Raw genomic sequence first — 15,340 nt, 5'->3', positions numbered from 1 at the left:
ACCGTCGAAGGTTAATGTTTTTATATTCATTCTGCACACGACTGTGACGAGGTAACAAGCATGGTGGCAGCAATGTGGCTGGTGATCGGGGTACTCGCACTGTTCAGTGCGGGGTATCTCGGGTACTCGCGGTATCTCGCCCAGTTCGTCGAACTGGACGAGGACCGGGAGACGCCGGCACACAAATACGAGGACGGACAGGAGTACGTTCCGGCGAAGAAGCCGGTGCTCTTGGGGCATCACTATTCGAGTATCGCTGGCGGCGCGCCCATCGTGGGCCCCATCACCGCGGGTGTCGTGTGGGGCTGGGTGCCCGCGATCCTGTGGATCGCCATCGGCAACCCGCTGATGGGGTCGGTCCACGACTTCGTCTCGCTGTCGGCGAGCCTCCGACACGAGGGGAAGTCGATCGGGTACATCATCGGCGAGTACGTGGGCGAGCGCGGCAAGAACATGCTGCTGTGGTTCGCGTTCCTCACGATCGTGCTCGTCGTCGCGGTGTTCGCGCTCGTGGTCGCGATCGTGTTCAACGCGTACCCCGAGGCGGCGACCGCGAGCCTGATCTACATCGGGTTGGCGGTGCTGTTCGGCGTGTACCTGTACCAGCTGAACCTCTCGTTCATCCCGGGAACGATCGCGTTCGTCGCCGCGATGTTCGCGGGCGTGTACGTCGGGACGCTGGTCCCGGTCGCGCTGTTCGAGCCGGCCGCACGTGCGCCCGCCCAGACGATCGTCCTGCTGGGCAGCGGCGGGTCGTGGATCCCCGGCGCGGGCGCGCTCGGCGCCAACACCGCCGCGTGGATCCCGATCATCCTCGTGTACGGGGCGCTCGCGAGCGCGCTTCCGGTATGGGTGCTGCTGCAGCCGCGTGACTACCTCTCGTCGTTCCTCCTGTACTCGGGGGTCGGCGGGGCGCTGCTGGCGATCATCGTCGGCACGCTGGGCGGCGCGATGGGCATCGGCGCGATCACGCCGAGCCAGCCGCTCACCACGCAACTCGAACCGTTCTACGGGTTCATCGGCCGCTCCGGCGCGCCGCTGTTCCCGCTGCTGTTCATCACCATCGCGTGCGGGACCATCTCCGGGTTCCACTCGCTGGTGTCGTCGGGGACGACCTCGAAGCAGCTGAACAAGGAGACCGACGCGCGCGCGATCGGCTACGGCGGGATGCTCGGCGAGGGACTGCTCGCCACCGTCGCGCTGATCACGGTCGCGCTCGTCGCGCCCGAGGTCGGCGGCGGCATCGGGCTCGCGCTGCCGACGTTCGCGACCGGCGGCGGGATCATCCTGACGAGCTTCGGCATCCCGACCTCCTTCGGCGGCCCGTTCATGGCGCTGGTGCTCGTGAGCTTCCTGCTCACGTCGACCGACACCGCCGTCCGCCTGGGTCGGTACATGATGGAGGAGATCGTCGGCACGCCCGAATCGCCGGTCGAGTCGTTCGCGGCCGACCGCTACGGAAACGCGGTCGTGCAGGCGGTGCCCGCGTACGTCATGATCACGAGCGGCTCGTGGCTGACGCTGTGGCAGCTGTTCGGCGGCGCGAACCAGCTGCTCGCGGCGCTGGCGCTGCTCACCGCGACGGTATGGCTCGCCAACTGGAGCGACTCCAAGCAGCTCATCTCCACGGGCGGCCCGATGGTGGTCATGGTGACGATCACCGTGCTGGGTCTGCTGTGGCTCGCGCTCCACGACAACATCTACGCGAAGTTCCTCAACGACGCGTGGATGGCCGAGGCGGGAGCCTTCGCGATGCTGTCGGCGGTCGTCCAGATCGCCATCGCGTTCACCCTGATCTACCTGGCGCTGTCGCTGGTCAAGATGGGGTACGACAACATCCAGGAGGCCCGCAGGGGCACGGGCGGCGCGGTCGCCACCGACGGCGGTCAGGAATCGCAGGATTCCTGAGCTCGTCGGAACTCGTTCCGATGTCGGTCAGGCCGACGACTGAGCGAACAACCGCCGCTGCGTTCGGTTCCGTTTTTTCGGCGCGCTCGATCGCGAGCGGCGCCGCCGCGTCGTAGCCACGTCGGGTACGATACGCCGGCGGCACGTCACTCACGACCTCCCGGCGTCGACCGCGGGCGTTGACGCCGGCGACGCCGACGGCGCGTTCGCTGTGAACGGAACGGACAGCCACCACGAGAACAGCACCGGCCGCCCCGACCGGGGCGGCCGACTCGGGGTTCGCGCGAACGCCAGGTCCCTACCCATGGCTTCGCCGCGACCCGACGGCGGTCGGCTCCCGCATCCCTGCGACCGCCGCTACCGAAGACTCCGCGTCGGGCGAGCATAAGGGTTCGGCGTGACGTATCAGCGGTGAGAGCGACGAGGATCGGGGACGGCCCCCGGTCGCTTCCGTATCCGCGCGTTCGGCACCCGCACGACCGGCACCCGCGCGAACGGTGCCGTCACCGCGCGCTCGAACTCAGATCGTGAGGATCGCGCTGACGAGGTGCTTCGTGAAGATGGCGACGCCGGAGCCGAGCCACGTCATGAGCACGAAGTGGAGGTAGGCGTTCGCCTTGTTGCCGCCGTCGATGGTGCGGATCATCACAGACGAGAGGACGGCGTTGAAGAGGATGACGAGCAGGAGCAGGAACTCGATGAGCGCGATGTCGTACACGCCGGCGTAGATGATCTTGCCGACGCCGCCGGCGTTGGTGATGTTGAACTGCTGGGACAGGTCCGCGAGGATGTTCACGACCTGCAGGCCGATGAAGAACGCGAACGCCGACGCGGAGGTGATCCCGTACAGCAGCCCGATCATCGTCACCGTCGCCTGCCGGCGCTGCTCGCGCAGCTGCATGACGGTGTTCATGTTCTGGGAGATGAGCTCCCCCAGCAGCTTCGGCCGGCCGCCCATCGAGCGCCCCTCGAGGTACATGTCCGAGAACTTCTGGATGAGGTACGAGCGCGTGTCCGTCGCGAACGTGTACCACGCCTGTTCGGAGCTGATCCGGATGTTGAGCCGGCGGTACAGGCGGACGATCGCGGGCGTGAGCGCGCCGAAGTCCTTCTTGTGGAGCGTCGCGAGCACGTCGCCGGTCGTCGACTGTTTGGCCGACTCGGCGGCGCCGAGCGCGCGGATGAACGACGGGAACTCCTCGTCCCGTTCCTCGATGTTGCGCTCCTCGAACCGGAGCATCACCCCGGTGATCGCCATCGGCGTGATCGGGACGCAGATGTACAGCGCGAGCGGGATGTCCTCGAGGAAGAAGAGCAGCCCGCGCAGCCCCGGCCCGACGTTGAACAGGCCGGCGCCGACGAAGACGACGAGCGCGGCGGTCCCGAAGACGCCGACCGCGAAGCTGGACCACAGCCGGAAGTCCGAGGGCGCCCCCTCCTCGGAGTGGAACCAGACGGGGTCGTGGGGGGCCATCGCCCGGATGACGACGTAGAAGCCCAGCTGCACCAGCATGAACAGGACGATGACCGCCGAGACGGTGAGCGTCGGGTTGTCGCCGGTGAGGATCGGGAGGACGATGGCGAACACCAGCGCGAACGTCATCGAGAGGATCATCGACATGTAGAGGTCCTTCATGACCTCCAGGTTCGCCAGCGCCCCCTCGTACACCGTGATGTAGTTCTGGATGACCGCGTCCTGCTCGGACAGCAGGAAGTCGTCGAGGGTCTGCCCGGCGCCGATGGTGTAGCCGAGGCGGTCGAAGAAGTCCGAGAACACGTCCGAGGGGACCTCCTTCGCCCGCCTGCGCAGCGCGTCGTCGAGCGACTGGTTCCACGTGTCGACGAGGTGGACGACGCGCGCGAGCTCGTCGGCGGCGGCGCCGTACTCCTCCTCGGTCGCGAGCGTCCGGAACACCTCCATGCGGTCGATGTTCGTCGTCGACAGCACGGTCATGTGGGTCATCACCAGGTGGAGCTGGTTCTCGATGGCGACCTGGCGGCCGTTGAGGTACAGCTTCGGGTAGAACACCGCCGCGACGAGTATCAAGATCCCGAGCGCGGGGATCGGCAGGCGGACCGTCACCGGCAGCGGGAGCAGGAACGCGCCGACGATCGTGAGCAGGAAGAACGCCGCCGAAGGGGCCAGGATGTAGCCGACGTACTTCCGTTTGGACATGTCCAGCGCGTCGTACGACGCCACCAGATCGGCGGCGAGCTCCGCTGCGGAGTCGGGGAAGAAGTCGGACGCGGACGCGCTGTTCGTGCTCATGCGCGGCGCTCAGGTCGTGCGGTGCATGTCGAAGGGGAGCCCGTCGACGCCGTCGCGCTGGAAGGAGGTGATCGCCTCGTTCACCTCGTGGTAGCCGAGGATGCCCTCCTGGATCATCCGCTCGATGAGCTCCGCGCGGAAGCTCAGGTCGTCGTAGATGTCGCGGGTGTCGGCGTAGCCCAGCAGCGTCGCGATCTGCTCTTCGAGCACGTAGGAGTTGTTGCGCCCGCGGAAGACGATCTCGTCCTCCACGGGGTCCCAGTCGAACACCTGCCGGGTGACGACGCCGTCCATCTCCTTGGAGTAGCCCTCGATCTCCTGGACTGAGGTGACCCGACGCAGCACCTTGTCTCCCTGCTTGACGCGGTTCTGGAACAGCGCCACGTCGGCCACGTCCATGAACGTCTCGGGGACGTTGATCGGCTCGGAGGTGAACCGCTGGATCATCGAGACGATGTCGGAGGCGTGGAACGTCAGCATGACCGGGTGACCCGTCTGGGCCGCCTGGAACGCCATGCGACCCTCGGCGCCGCGGACCTCACCCACGATGATGTAGTCGGGGCGCGAGCGCAGCGCGGCGGCGACGAGGTCGAACATGTCCACGTCGTTGGAGTCGCCGCCGTCGCCCTCCCGCGTCAGGAGCTGCTGCCACGTGCTGTGGGGCGGGACGACCTCCGCGGTGTCCTCCGCTGTGTAGATCTTCGAGTCCCGGGGGATGTACGAGAGGACGGCGTTGAGCGTCGTCGTCTTCCCGGACGCCGTCTCCCCGACGACGAAGACGGTCTGCTCGTTCTCCAGACACAGCCAGAGGTACGCCGCCAGTTCGGGGCTGAGCGTCCCCCACTTCGTGATCTGGTTGATCGAGAGGGGCGTCTCCTCGCCCTGGCGGATGGTGAGCGAGGAGCCCTTGATCGACACGTCGTCGGAGTAGATGATGTTGATACGCGACCCGTCCGGCAGCGTCGAGTCGATGATGGGGTTGGAGTCGGAGACGGGGTCGCCCATCCGCTCGCCCATGTTGCGCAGCCAGTTGTCGAACTCCGTGGGCGTCCCGAAGTCGACGGTCGTCTCCAGCATGCCGAAGACGCCGTGGTCGACGTGACACTCCTTCGGGCCGATGACGTGGATGTCCTCGTTCTCCGGGTCGCGCATGACCGGCTCCAGCGGCCCGAACCCGACGATGTCGCGGTTGAGCCGGTAGCGGATGTTGTCGTACGTCTGTTTCGACACCTCGACGCGGCCGAAGTTCTTGATCGTCGAGAGGACGTTGCGCTGGCCCTGTTCCTCGGTGACGGCGGTGACGTCCTCCAGCAGCTCCTCGATGAGGTCGTCGTACCCGGACTCGCCCTCCGGAGCGGGCTTGTGGCCGCTCTGGCGCAGCAGCTTCGATTTCACCGTGTCGAGCACCTGCTCCTCGGCGCCCGACAGCGTCGGCTCGACGGTGTAGTACTTCGTGTCCTGCCCGAAGTCGCCGTACACGTGACAGAAGATCGGGCCGCCGACCGGGTACAGCACGTTCGGGCGGCGGGCCTCGTGTTCGCCCTCGATCTCGTCGACGAACATCGGGAACTCCCCGGTGATCTGCTTGAACTTCTGCAGGTGCTCGCGCAGATGCGGCCGCTTCATCGCCAGCTGCTTCAGCTCGCTCGAGGGGTTCGCCTGTCCTTGATCTGTCATCGAATGCACCTCCGCGCCGACGACGACCGGCACCCGTCATCGGCCGTGACGGCACCGCGCCCCCGGCTCCCGGCGAGGGTGATGCTCATTACGACGACACACCCGCGAACGAGGCTTAAACCCTCCCCGCGAGCTATCAGCGGCGATAACAAACCACGGCTCCGCAGGACGCGGCGGTGAGCTGCGAGCGGCGGCGGTGACCCCCTCGGTCGGGGACGGGGACTGGGGCGGTCGCGCGCTCCTCGCGGCGCTCGCACTCGTGGTCGCCGCCGTCGCCCCCGCGAGGGCCGCTCGGACGGGGAGGTCTCAGGCGACGCTGCGCGACTCGATGACGATCCCGGTGCCCGAGCGCACCGAGAAGCCGATCGAGTCGCCGACCTGGCTCCCCATCCCGGCGAAGCGCTTGACGGAGATGTTCCGGCGCACGTCGGAGCCGACCTCGACCATCTGCAGCTCGAAGAACACGTCGGCGATGGAGCGGAACGGGCCGATGGCGTCGTCGCCGACGGCGGAGGGGTCGACGGTGAGCACGATCACCTTGCCCGAGGAGATCATGTCCCGGAAGAACGAGATGATCTCCAGGGCGGCCTGTCGCTCGTCGTTGTTTCGCACGAGCGCCTCGAAGGTGGGGTCGTTGCGGAGGATGGAGTCGAAGGTGTCGAGGATGATCACGTCGGAGTTCCACATCGTCTCCGCCTCCATCAGGAGCTTGAGCAACTCCTTGCGGTCGGCGTCGGTGTCGGAGAAGTTCCCGCCCGAGTCGAAGTCCGCCGCGAGGAACAGCAGCTCCTCGTTGAGCAGCGGCTTCGTCACGTCGTAGCGCAGCGAGTACATCTGGTCGATGAACCCCGAGACGGTCAGCTCCGTCGACAGCAGGGTGACGGACGCGCCCTCGTCGACGAGGCCGTACGCGAACCGCTGGGACAGCGCCGACTTCCCGGCGCCGTAGTCGCCCTCCATGAGGACGATGGACCCGCGGGGGATCCCCCCGCCGAGTTCCTTGTTCAGTTGGTCGCGCTCGGGCAGGCCGATCGACAGCAGCGTGTTCTGTTGTGCTCGTGACATTGTGAGAGGTGGTTGTGAGAGGTGGGTGTGTGGTGCAGCTCAGGATCTGAAGCGGAACACTTCCTCGTCGCCGCTGACGACCAGCTTCAGCCGGTGGTCGCCGTCGGGCAGGTCCGACGCCGAGAACTCGAGGCGGACCACGTCGCCGCGGTGCCAGGTGGTCCCCCCTCCGACGACGGAGACGTTCACCCCCGTCTGGTACTCGCCGTCGAGGAGGACGTCGAACGTCCCCGGCTCCGCCGGGAGATCCGATGCACCCGTGTTACGGACGTGGACGGTGACGTTCTCGTCGCCGGAACGGTTGTACACCTGGGCGCCGGCGTCGGAGACGATCTCCGCGTCGGCGCGGATCTCGCCGGCCACGTCGAGCGACTTCGCCGAGATGGCGTCGCTGACGCGGTCGACCTCGCTCGTCAGGGTGCCGGCGACCGACGCCGCGATGACGATGGCCGCGATGAACAGGATGAGCTCGGCGGCGCTCCCACCCGCCATCTCAGTTCACCCCGATCGCGTCGCGGACGCCGTGCTCGACGACGACCTGCGTGCGGTTCGGCGCGGTCGCGCCGACCTCGATCTCGAACCGGGCCGTCTCCCCGGGGAGCCACAGGGCCGTCGCGGCGTCGCCCTCGACCGACCGGGTGACGTTCGCCTCCGGCGGGACCGCGTTGTCGACGAGCAGCGTCGCGTCGTTCACGCCGACCGTCGTCGTCCCGTCGTTGTCGGCGAGCACGACCACGGTGTCGTTGCCCGAGTAGTACGTCGCGTTCGTGACGTCGACGCCGGTGTTCGCGCGTTCGAGCGCGCGGTCGGCGGCGTCGTGGCGCGCGTCGCTCACCTGCTCGAAGCCGTTGGCCGCGGCGGGGTAGACGATGCCGATCGCGAGGAACACGCCGAGGAAGACGACACCCGCGGAGGCACTAACGCTGAGGCCCATGCATGCCCCCAGAAAGCTGCGGCCACCGGTCGATGACGACGGACTCGGCCGTGGCGTCGGTTAACTGCATGATGTACTTGAGCGAGCGCGTGTGGTGGTCCAGATCGAGGTGGTCGGTCCCGGGACGGTCCATGAGGTTGCGGTCGATGTCGCCGAAACCCGAGAGGAACCCCTTGAGCTGGTCGGCGACCTCCTCGTCGATCCACTCGACGCGCTCGTAGTAGTTGACCGCGCGCACCGCGTCGGTCGTGGTCGACTCCTCGACGAGGAACTCCAGCCACTCCATCACCATCAGGTCGCCCACGTAGTCGCCCGGCAGGCTCGTGAGGTACGGCTTGTCCGGCTCGTCGGAGAGATCGTCCTCCTCGACGAACTCGAAGCCGCCGTTCTCGTCGACGCCCTCGCCGCGTCGGCTCGGGTCCGTCGGGCCGGCCGTCGACTCGGGGGCCGGATCCGGATCGGGTTCCGGCTCCTCCTCGCCGCCCATTCCGAGGTCGCCGGCCTCGTCGTGGCCGTTGGACTCCGGCTCGGCGTCGAGCGCGTCGAGCGCGTCGCCCTCCCCGTCGTCCGGGGCCTCGCCCTCGTCCCAGTCGGCGTCGCCCGACTCGTACTCGTCTTTCAGTTCACTGAAACTCTTTCCGCCGCCGTTGTCGGTCGCCATGGTGTCTGAATCGGTGTCATCCGCGTCGTCGTCCCCGAAGCCGTCGAGGTCGTCGTCGAAGCCGTCCGCCTCGTCCATCCCCTCCATGTCGCCGAGGTCGTCCCCGTCGTCCGTCCCGTCGAGATCGTCGCCCTCGTCCATCTCGTCGAGGTCGTCCATCCCGTCGCCGGCGAGGTCCTCGTCGAAGAACCCCTCCGCGTCGGCGCTGGCGAGGTCCTCGTCGAGGTCCTCCTCGTCGTCGTCGCCGCCGTCGCCGCCCGCGTCGTCGAACAGGCCGAAGTCCCCCTCGCCGCCGAGGTCCCCCCCACCCTGCACGTCGTCGACGAAGGGGTTGATCCCGCGCGTCACCATCTCGTAGATGTCGAGCAGGCTGCGGACGTCCTCCCCCATGTCCTCGACCTTCCCGGAGATCTCCTCGTTCTCCGAGCGAACCGTGTTGACGGTCGAGGAGAGGCTCGCGACCTCGTTTTCGAGGTCGTCGACGCGTTTCTCCAGTTCGGCGACGCCGTCGTCGCCGCCGCCGTCCTCGCCCCCGAAGGGGTCGTCGTCGTCCCAGTCGTCCATGCCGCCGAGGTCGCCGAGGTCGTCGTCGTCGCCGCCGCCGTCGCCGCCGAAGGCGCCGTCGTCGCCGCCGAGCAGATCGTCGCCGCCGTCGTCGACGTCCCCGGGCCCGTCGTCGCCGTCGCGGAAGCGATCGAGCAGGCTGGCGCCCAGGAGTCCGAACGAGACGAGGAGCGTCGCGTCGGCCCCCGGGAACCCGCCGACCCCTGCTCCCGGTAGTGCGGTGAGGAGACCCATTACCCCTGAACATCCCCGAACGAAACTTAAAGCCACCCCGCGGATTATCGTGCCCGATAACGGCCGTGCGACGGATCTCCCGTCCGACGTCGCGATTCCTCGTCCGGAGCATCCGCCGGCGATCCGGGCGTCGCTCGGTCGCGAATCCGCCCTACAGCACGATCGTCTCCCCGCCGGCGTAGGAGACGTGGAGCGCACCCGTGGCGGTGTCGAACCGGAGCGACCGACCGCGGTCGCCGCCGGTGTCGGCCCCGTCGACGGGGATTGCGCGCTCGCGCAGCGCCGCCTCCGCGGCGGCGACGTTGCGGTCGCCGACGGAGCCGCCCTCGCCGCCGGCGTCGAACTCGATCATCTCGGCGGCGCCGGCGATCTTCACGCGGAGTTCGTCGGGGTCGGCGCCGGCGTCGGCCATCGCGGCGATCGTCGCGTCGATGCCGTCGACGACGAACTTCTCGGGGGCGCCCGGGCGGCCGTTCGCGGCGGGAAGCATCGCGTGGAGGAGTCCGCCGACGCCCGCGCCCGGATCGTGGAGCGCGACGCCGAGGCAGGAGCCGAGCCCGCTGGTGACCAACACCGCGCCGTCGGTCGCCACCGTCGCGTCCGAGAGCCCGACCTTTCGCCGCGGAGCGGACCGCTCGGGTGGTCGCGACGCGGACGGCGCCCCCGCGTTCGGCGAGCCGGTCGGGCTCACGGCGAGCTCACCGGGGAAGGCCGCCGTCGGTCGCGGCCGGTTCGATGCGGTCCAGCGCCGCCGCCAGCTCGCGCTGGTCGGGGAGGGCGTAGATGTCGCATCGAACGTTGCCGTCGGGGGTGCGGACCGTCGAGTCGATGATGAACGCGTGGTCCTGCGTCTTCCCGAGCCGGCTCACGAGCGGGCTCATCACCGCCGAGCCCATGTCGTGGACGAACTGCGGCGGGGTGTGCTCGATGCTCGTCCCGAGCACGTTCGCCCAGCCGTCGATGAACCCGGAGGTCATGATGTTGCCGAGCTCCCGCAGCGCGCCCCGCTCCATGTCGCCGATCCCGGGATCGGTCTCGGTGGGGATCATCCCGCCGGCGACCTCCTCGGCGGAGGCCTCGTCGAAGAGGATGGCGAGGTAGCCGCTCGGGTCGCCGTGGAGCTCGAACACCGTCCCGGCGACGGGTTCTTTCCCCAACTCGGAGGGCACGTCCTGCACGGGGACGAACCGGAGACGCGACACGTCCACGTCCGTCTCGGTGCCCGTCAGCATCGTGATGTTGTCGGCGGCCGACGACGCGCCCTGCCGGGTCATCTCGTTGAACGTCGGCAGCTTGTTCACCGGAACCGCGTCGCCCGCCTCGCCGACGGGGCCGTCGTGGCCGAGCATGTCGGTGAAGCCGGCGTACTCGGGCAGCATGTAGATCGCGAACTCGAGGTCCTCGTCCATCGAGGAGACCTGCGACTCGAACATGAACACGCCCTGTCTGTCGTCGTCGAACGCGCCGTCCGGGAGGATGTCGGTCCCCGACGCGCGGACGTACGCGGGCGGCGTCATGTCGATGCCGACGCCGAGGTGGTCGGCCCAGCCGTCGATGAACCCCGAGGTCATGATGTTGCCCGCCTCGGTGACGCCGCTCCTGACGAACTCGCCGTCGCCGCCGCCGGGCATCAGCCGCTCGACGAGGCTCTCTGCGGCCTCCAGCTCGAACGCCATCACGGTCTGCCCGCTGATTCCCCCCTGCAGCCCGATCTCGACGCCCACGAACTCCCGGCCGGCGAACGACTCCCGCAGGTCGCCGGCGGCCATCAGCGTCACGTCGGTCACGTCGACGTACACGTTCGCGCCGGCGAGCTGCCCGAGCGCGTCGGCGGCCCGGTCGGCGCCCTGGCTCGCGAGATCGGAGAACTCCCCCAGCGACTGGATGTCGACGTACATCCCTACGCGGGGACGACGTCGTTGATGGCTTCGAGCACGTTCGGCTTCTGGAACGGTTTCGTGATGTACCCCTCGGCGCCCGCCTTGATGGCGGCCTTCATCTTCTCCTCCTGTCCGACGCTGGTGCACATGATGACGCTCGCGTCGGGGTGCTCCTCGGTGATCTCGGTGGTCGCCTCGATCCCGTTGCGGATCGGCATGACGATGTCCATCATCACGATGTCGGGCGCGTGCTCGCCGTAGAGGTCGACCGCCTCCACGCCGTTCTCGGCCTCGCCGACGATCTCGAACTCCCCCTCGAGGATCTCCCGCAGGAGGTTCCGCATGAACTCCGAGTCGTCCGCGATCAGAACGCTGGTCGGCATATGGTGAACATCCACCCGACGGCGATGATAAACGCTCCCCCGCGGGTATCAGGCGTGAAAACGGGAGTTCGGCGGCGACGCGGCGTCGCGGGCCGACCGCGATCGGCTCGCGCGACGCGCCGCAGCGCTCACTCCAGTCGGAGGCCGCCCGCCTCCTCGATCGCCGCGAGCACGTCCTCGACGGAGTCGCCGCGGGAGACGCCCAGTCCGGCCAGCGCCGAGCGGACGGCGTTGGGCGAGAGTCGCGGGCCGGTGTCCATCCCGGCCAGGAGGATCCCGAGCGCGTCCTCCGTCGGCGTGTCGCCGCCGGCGGCGTCCGCGAACCAGGTCACGAGCGTCTCGAAGGTCTCGCCCACGTCGTCGGAGGCCATCCGGTGGCGCGCCGTGCGGCCGTCGAGCGAGAGCGTCGCGTCGAAGCCGTACGCGAACTCGGTGTCAGCGAGCGAGGCGGCGAGCCACTCCCCGACCGCCCCGGCGTCGAGGTCGGCCGACGAAGCGGGCGCTTCCCCCCGCGGGGCGCCCCGACGGACGTGTGATGCCGGGCGATCCCGGGGGCCGGATTCGGCACCCGACTCGCCACCCGACCCACCACCGGATTCGGCGCGGTCGTCGGCCGACGGTCGGTCATTCGCCGTCGGCCGGTCGTCCGTCGTCGGATCGCCCGGAAGCCCGTCGTCGCCGCGGGCCGGGTCGTCGGATCGCCGCGTCGCGTCCCCGACACCCTGGGAAGAGTTCGCGGGCGGCGACCCGGACGGAGACGACGGGGACGACTGCGCCGCGTCCGCCGGCGCGTCGACGGCGCCGGGGCCGTCCGTCCGCGAGAGCCCTCGGCGGACCGATTCGGCCGTCGACGCGACATCGGGGTCCTCCGCCGCGTCCGTACCGGCATCGGCGTCGCCGCCCGCGTCGTTCGACGACTCCTCGGTTCGACCCTCCTCCGGCGGCTGCTGCGGCTGACGACGCCCGGGCGAGACGACGTACCGGTCGTCGCCCAGCTCGCGGACGTACTCGCTTTTCGAGATGTCGAGGTCGTCCGGGTCGACGCCGGGGTTTCCGCGCGGCGCGTCGTCGCTCATGGTTCGGTGTTCTGTCGCGGGCGGTAAAAAGTGTAGTCGCGTTCGATGCGGCCGGCTTACAGCTCGACGCCTTCCTTCTGCCCGAGCGATTCGGGCACGGTGAAGCGGATCGTCGTCGTCGCGCCGGCCATCGTGTTGATCTTGATCGTCACCTCGTCACCCTCCGAGAGGAGGCTCGGGTCGTCGCTCCCCTCGGACAGGTCGAAGTTGATGTCGAACCGGTCGTCCGGATCGTTGAGCACGGTGGGCGAGCCCTCCGCGTTCTTCACGACCGACGTGGTGAACGAGTCGTCGACCTGCGTGCTCGCGTTCTCGTGGTTGAGGATGAACGTGCCGTCCGGACCGATCCAGGTGATCGTCGCGTTCTCCAGGTCGATCTCGCCGGCGCCGGGCGCCTGCGTCACCGTCACGTTCACCGCGGTGATCGTGTTGTTCGTCTGGTCGACCGTGCCGGTCGTGACGACCTCCTGGAGGCGATTGCTGACCTGCTTGCTGGACTGCTGTCCGGTTTCCTGTGACTTGCTCTGGAGGAAGCCGGCGGTGTTGATCAGGACGCCGGCGGCGATCGCCGCCACCAGCACCATCGCGATGAACACGATGAGCGTCCCGATCCCGACCTGCCCGCGCTCTTCCTCCTCGGTGATGAACTCGAACATGGTTACAGCTCGACCGCGCTCTTCTGTCCGAGCGACTCGGGCACCGTGAAGCGGATGCTCGTGGTCGCGCCGGACATCGTGTTGATCTTGATCGTCACCGACTGCCCCTCCTGCAGATTGCCGGGCCCGTCAGTGGCGTCGAGGTCGAAGTCGATGTTGAACCGGTCGTCCGGGTCGTTGAGCACCGTTGTCGAGTCGTCGGTGTTCTTCACCGCCGTGGTGTTGAACTGCCAGTCGGTGCCGGAGGCCCGCTGGTGGGTCAACGTCTCCGTGCCGGACGGCCCGATCCAGTTGATCGTCGCGTTCTCCAGGTCGATCTCGCCGGCGCCGGGCGCCTGCGTCACCGTCACGTTCACCGCGGTGACCTCGTTGCCGGACACCTGCCCGACGGTCACGACCTCCTGGAGGCGGTCACTGACCTGTTTACTGCTCTGTTGACCCGTTTCCTGTGACTTGCTCTGGAGGAAGCCGGCGGTGTTGATCAGGACGCCGGCGGCGATCGCCGCCACCAGCACCATCGCGATGAACACGATGAGCGTCCCGATACCGACCTGGCCGCGCTCTTCCTCCTCGGTGATGAATTCGAACATTGTGTGGTTCTCTCGGTCCCTGACCCACCGTGGGCCGGGCAGTGGCGCCGACGACTCGGAATCGACTATTAAACCTACGGCGCTGTATATCAGAAAAGATATCTGAGCCGAGGATATCGACGGCGATAGTATCGGGGAGGGGGGCCCGAATTCACGCGAGGGAGCCGGAATGAAGGCGGTACGCTTATCACACACACAATCAGTATTGAGAGCCATGTCTGCGGACGACGAGGAGATCATCGAGGTGCTGGGGAACAAGTACAACCCCGAGATCCTCGACGCGGCGGGCGAGCCGAAGTCGGCACAGGAGCTCTCGGATCAGCTCGACGTGCCGATCGCCACCTGTTACCGCCGCATCAACGAGTTGGAGGACACCGAACTGTTGGAGCTGCACGACCGACCGCTCTCGGACGAACACCGCCGGATCAAGGTGTACCGTCGGTGCGTCGACGGCGTGAACGTGACGTTCCGGGACGGGCTGACCGTCGAATTGGAGGAGCGATCCGAGGTGAAGAACAAGCTCGACGACGTGTGGCGGACGATGACCGACGGCTGATCGGACCCGAACCGCGATCGCGAGTTGCGATCGCCACGGTCGAATACGGATCCCGCGCTCAGAACCCGGCGTCCGGGCCGTCGCGACCCATCATCGAGAACCCGCCCGCGCGCTCGTACACCTTGATCCCTCCGTCGTCGATCTCCATCGGGAAGATGTCGGTGTCGATGTCCTGCTTGCGCATCTTCGCCACCCAGACGTAGCGGTTGACGCCGGAGTCGGTCGGCGTCTGGATGAAGTAGATGTTCCCGTCGGTGAGGAAGTTCTCCAGGCCGATCTCCGTCTCGGGGAACACCGCCCCCTGCTCGTTGATGAGCAGCGAGGTGAGGCCGTTCTGCTTGAGGATGTCCGAGAACTTCAGGAGGTACGTGCGCTTCTCCTTCTCGTCCTCGAAGAACAGCGAGAACATCGTCAGCGAGTCGAGCACCAGCCGGTCGTAGGAGGCGTTCGCGAAGTCCTCGAGCAGCGTGTCGAGCGCCGACGAGAAGTCGCCCTCCCGCAGCATGTGCTGTTTGTCGTACACCTTGATCGACCCGTCGTCGACGAGGTCGCCCCAGCGGTCGAAGCCGATCGACTCGGCCGCCTGCCGGATGTCCTCGGCGTTCTCCTCGAAGGAGATGTAGATCCCGTGTTCGTCGTGGTCGATGACGCCGTTGTAGAGGTACTGGATCCCGAAGAGGGACTTTCCCGTCCCGGGGTTTCCGCTCACGAGCACCGTCGCGTTCTCGACGAGACCGCCGTTGAGGACGGAGTCGAGCCCGTCGATTCCGGTCGGAACAGTGGCTACCATATAGGTATCCGCCGTCCTCACAAATGAAAACGGTTCCGCCGTGTGTCGGGACCACGACCGCGATCGGAGCCCGGAAAGTCGGGCGTCGATCGTTCAT

The 15,340-nt window shown here is 67.8% G+C and carries 15 protein-coding genes; 2 read left to right on the top strand and 13 right to left on the bottom strand.

Annotated elements, in window-relative coordinates:
* Positions 1 to 60: 60 nt before the first annotated feature.
* Positions 61 to 1,908, top strand: coding sequence for a carbon starvation CstA family protein (locus K6T36_RS09250; RefSeq protein ID WP_222921029.1), 1,848 nt, complete (start codon positions 61 to 63; stop codon positions 1,906 to 1,908).
* A gap of 520 nt (positions 1,909 to 2,428) precedes the next feature.
* On the opposite strand, the gene flaJ is transcribed toward K6T36_RS09250, so the two are convergent.
* The 12 genes from flaJ to K6T36_RS09190 form a co-directional block, all read right to left on the bottom strand.
* A complete protein-coding gene (gene flaJ / locus K6T36_RS09245) occupies positions 2,429 to 4,177 on the bottom strand; it encodes an archaellar assembly protein FlaJ (protein WP_222921028.1) in 1,749 nt (582 codons plus the stop codon).
* Between the two features lie 9 nt (positions 4,178 to 4,186).
* Positions 4,187 to 5,854 carry a type II/IV secretion system ATPase subunit gene (locus K6T36_RS09240; RefSeq protein WP_222921027.1) on the bottom strand — a complete coding sequence of 556 codons (1,668 nt, stop codon included), beginning with the start codon at positions 5,852 to 5,854 and terminating at the stop codon, positions 4,187 to 4,189.
* A 306-nt stretch (positions 5,855 to 6,160) separates the two neighbouring features.
* Positions 6,161 to 6,919 carry an archaellum protein ArlH gene (gene arlH, locus K6T36_RS09235; protein WP_222921026.1) on the bottom strand — a complete coding sequence of 253 codons (759 nt, stop codon included), beginning with the start codon at positions 6,917 to 6,919 and terminating at the stop codon, positions 6,161 to 6,163.
* A 39-nt stretch (positions 6,920 to 6,958) separates the two neighbouring features.
* Positions 6,959 to 7,411: an archaellum stator protein ArlG gene (gene arlG, locus K6T36_RS09230; protein ID WP_222921025.1), complete on the bottom strand. Its 453-nt coding sequence runs from the start codon at positions 7,409 to 7,411 to the stop codon at positions 6,959 to 6,961.
* Between the two features lies 1 nt (position 7,412).
* Complete coding sequence (gene arlF, locus K6T36_RS09225) at positions 7,413 to 7,853, bottom strand: archaellum stator protein ArlF (protein WP_222921024.1); 441 nt, start codon at positions 7,851 to 7,853, stop codon at positions 7,413 to 7,415.
* On the bottom strand, positions 7,837 to 9,312 hold the full coding sequence (locus K6T36_RS09220) for a FlaD/FlaE family flagellar protein (protein WP_222921023.1): 1,476 nt from the start codon (positions 9,310 to 9,312) through the stop codon (positions 7,837 to 7,839). Before K6T36_RS09220 ends, arlF begins: the two co-directional genes overlap by 17 nt.
* A gap of 151 nt (positions 9,313 to 9,463) precedes the next feature.
* Complete coding sequence (locus K6T36_RS09215) at positions 9,464 to 10,003, bottom strand: chemotaxis protein CheD (RefSeq protein ID WP_222921022.1); 540 nt, start codon at positions 10,001 to 10,003, stop codon at positions 9,464 to 9,466.
* 7 nt (positions 10,004 to 10,010) lie between these two features.
* A complete protein-coding gene (locus tag K6T36_RS09210) occupies positions 10,011 to 11,210 on the bottom strand; it encodes a chemotaxis protein CheC (RefSeq protein ID WP_222921021.1) in 1,200 nt (399 codons plus the stop codon).
* Between the two features lie 2 nt (positions 11,211 to 11,212).
* The gene (gene cheY, locus K6T36_RS09205) at positions 11,213 to 11,575 is read right to left on the bottom strand and encodes a chemotaxis protein CheY (RefSeq protein ID WP_159670067.1); all 363 of its coding nucleotides are present in this window, start codon (positions 11,573 to 11,575) and stop codon (positions 11,213 to 11,215) included.
* A 128-nt stretch (positions 11,576 to 11,703) separates the two neighbouring features.
* Positions 11,704 to 12,651, bottom strand: a complete 948-nt coding sequence (locus tag K6T36_RS09200) for a DUF7500 family protein (protein ID WP_222921020.1) — start codon at positions 12,649 to 12,651, stop codon at positions 11,704 to 11,706.
* A gap of 56 nt (positions 12,652 to 12,707) precedes the next feature.
* Positions 12,708 to 13,307 (bottom strand): archaellin/type IV pilin N-terminal domain-containing protein, encoded by a 600-nt coding sequence (locus K6T36_RS09195; RefSeq protein WP_222921019.1) that lies wholly within the window; start codon positions 13,305 to 13,307, stop codon positions 12,708 to 12,710.
* A 2-nt stretch (positions 13,308 to 13,309) separates the two neighbouring features.
* The gene (locus K6T36_RS09190) at positions 13,310 to 13,897 is read right to left on the bottom strand and encodes an archaellin/type IV pilin N-terminal domain-containing protein (RefSeq protein ID WP_222921018.1); all 588 of its coding nucleotides are present in this window, start codon (positions 13,895 to 13,897) and stop codon (positions 13,310 to 13,312) included.
* A gap of 214 nt (positions 13,898 to 14,111) precedes the next feature.
* On the opposite strand from K6T36_RS09190, the gene K6T36_RS09185 reads away from it, so the two are divergent.
* Entirely contained in the window at positions 14,112 to 14,453 is a 342-nt protein-coding gene (locus K6T36_RS09185; protein ID WP_222921017.1) for a winged helix-turn-helix domain-containing protein, read from the top strand.
* 58 nt (positions 14,454 to 14,511) lie between these two features.
* Here the strand turns inward: K6T36_RS09185 and K6T36_RS09180 are convergent, their stop codons facing one another.
* A complete protein-coding gene (locus K6T36_RS09180; RefSeq protein ID WP_222606354.1) occupies positions 14,512 to 15,243 on the bottom strand; it encodes an RAD55 family ATPase in 732 nt (243 codons plus the stop codon).
* Positions 15,244 to 15,340 lie beyond the last annotated feature (97 nt).

Origin of the sequence: Halobaculum roseum (assembly GCF_019880245.1) — an archaeon.
Taxonomy (GTDB): Archaea; Halobacteriota; Halobacteria; order Halobacteriales; family Haloferacaceae; genus Halobaculum; species Halobaculum roseum.
Note: the sequence above shows the minus strand (reverse complement) of the source record. Positions and strands in the feature narration are given on the sequence as shown.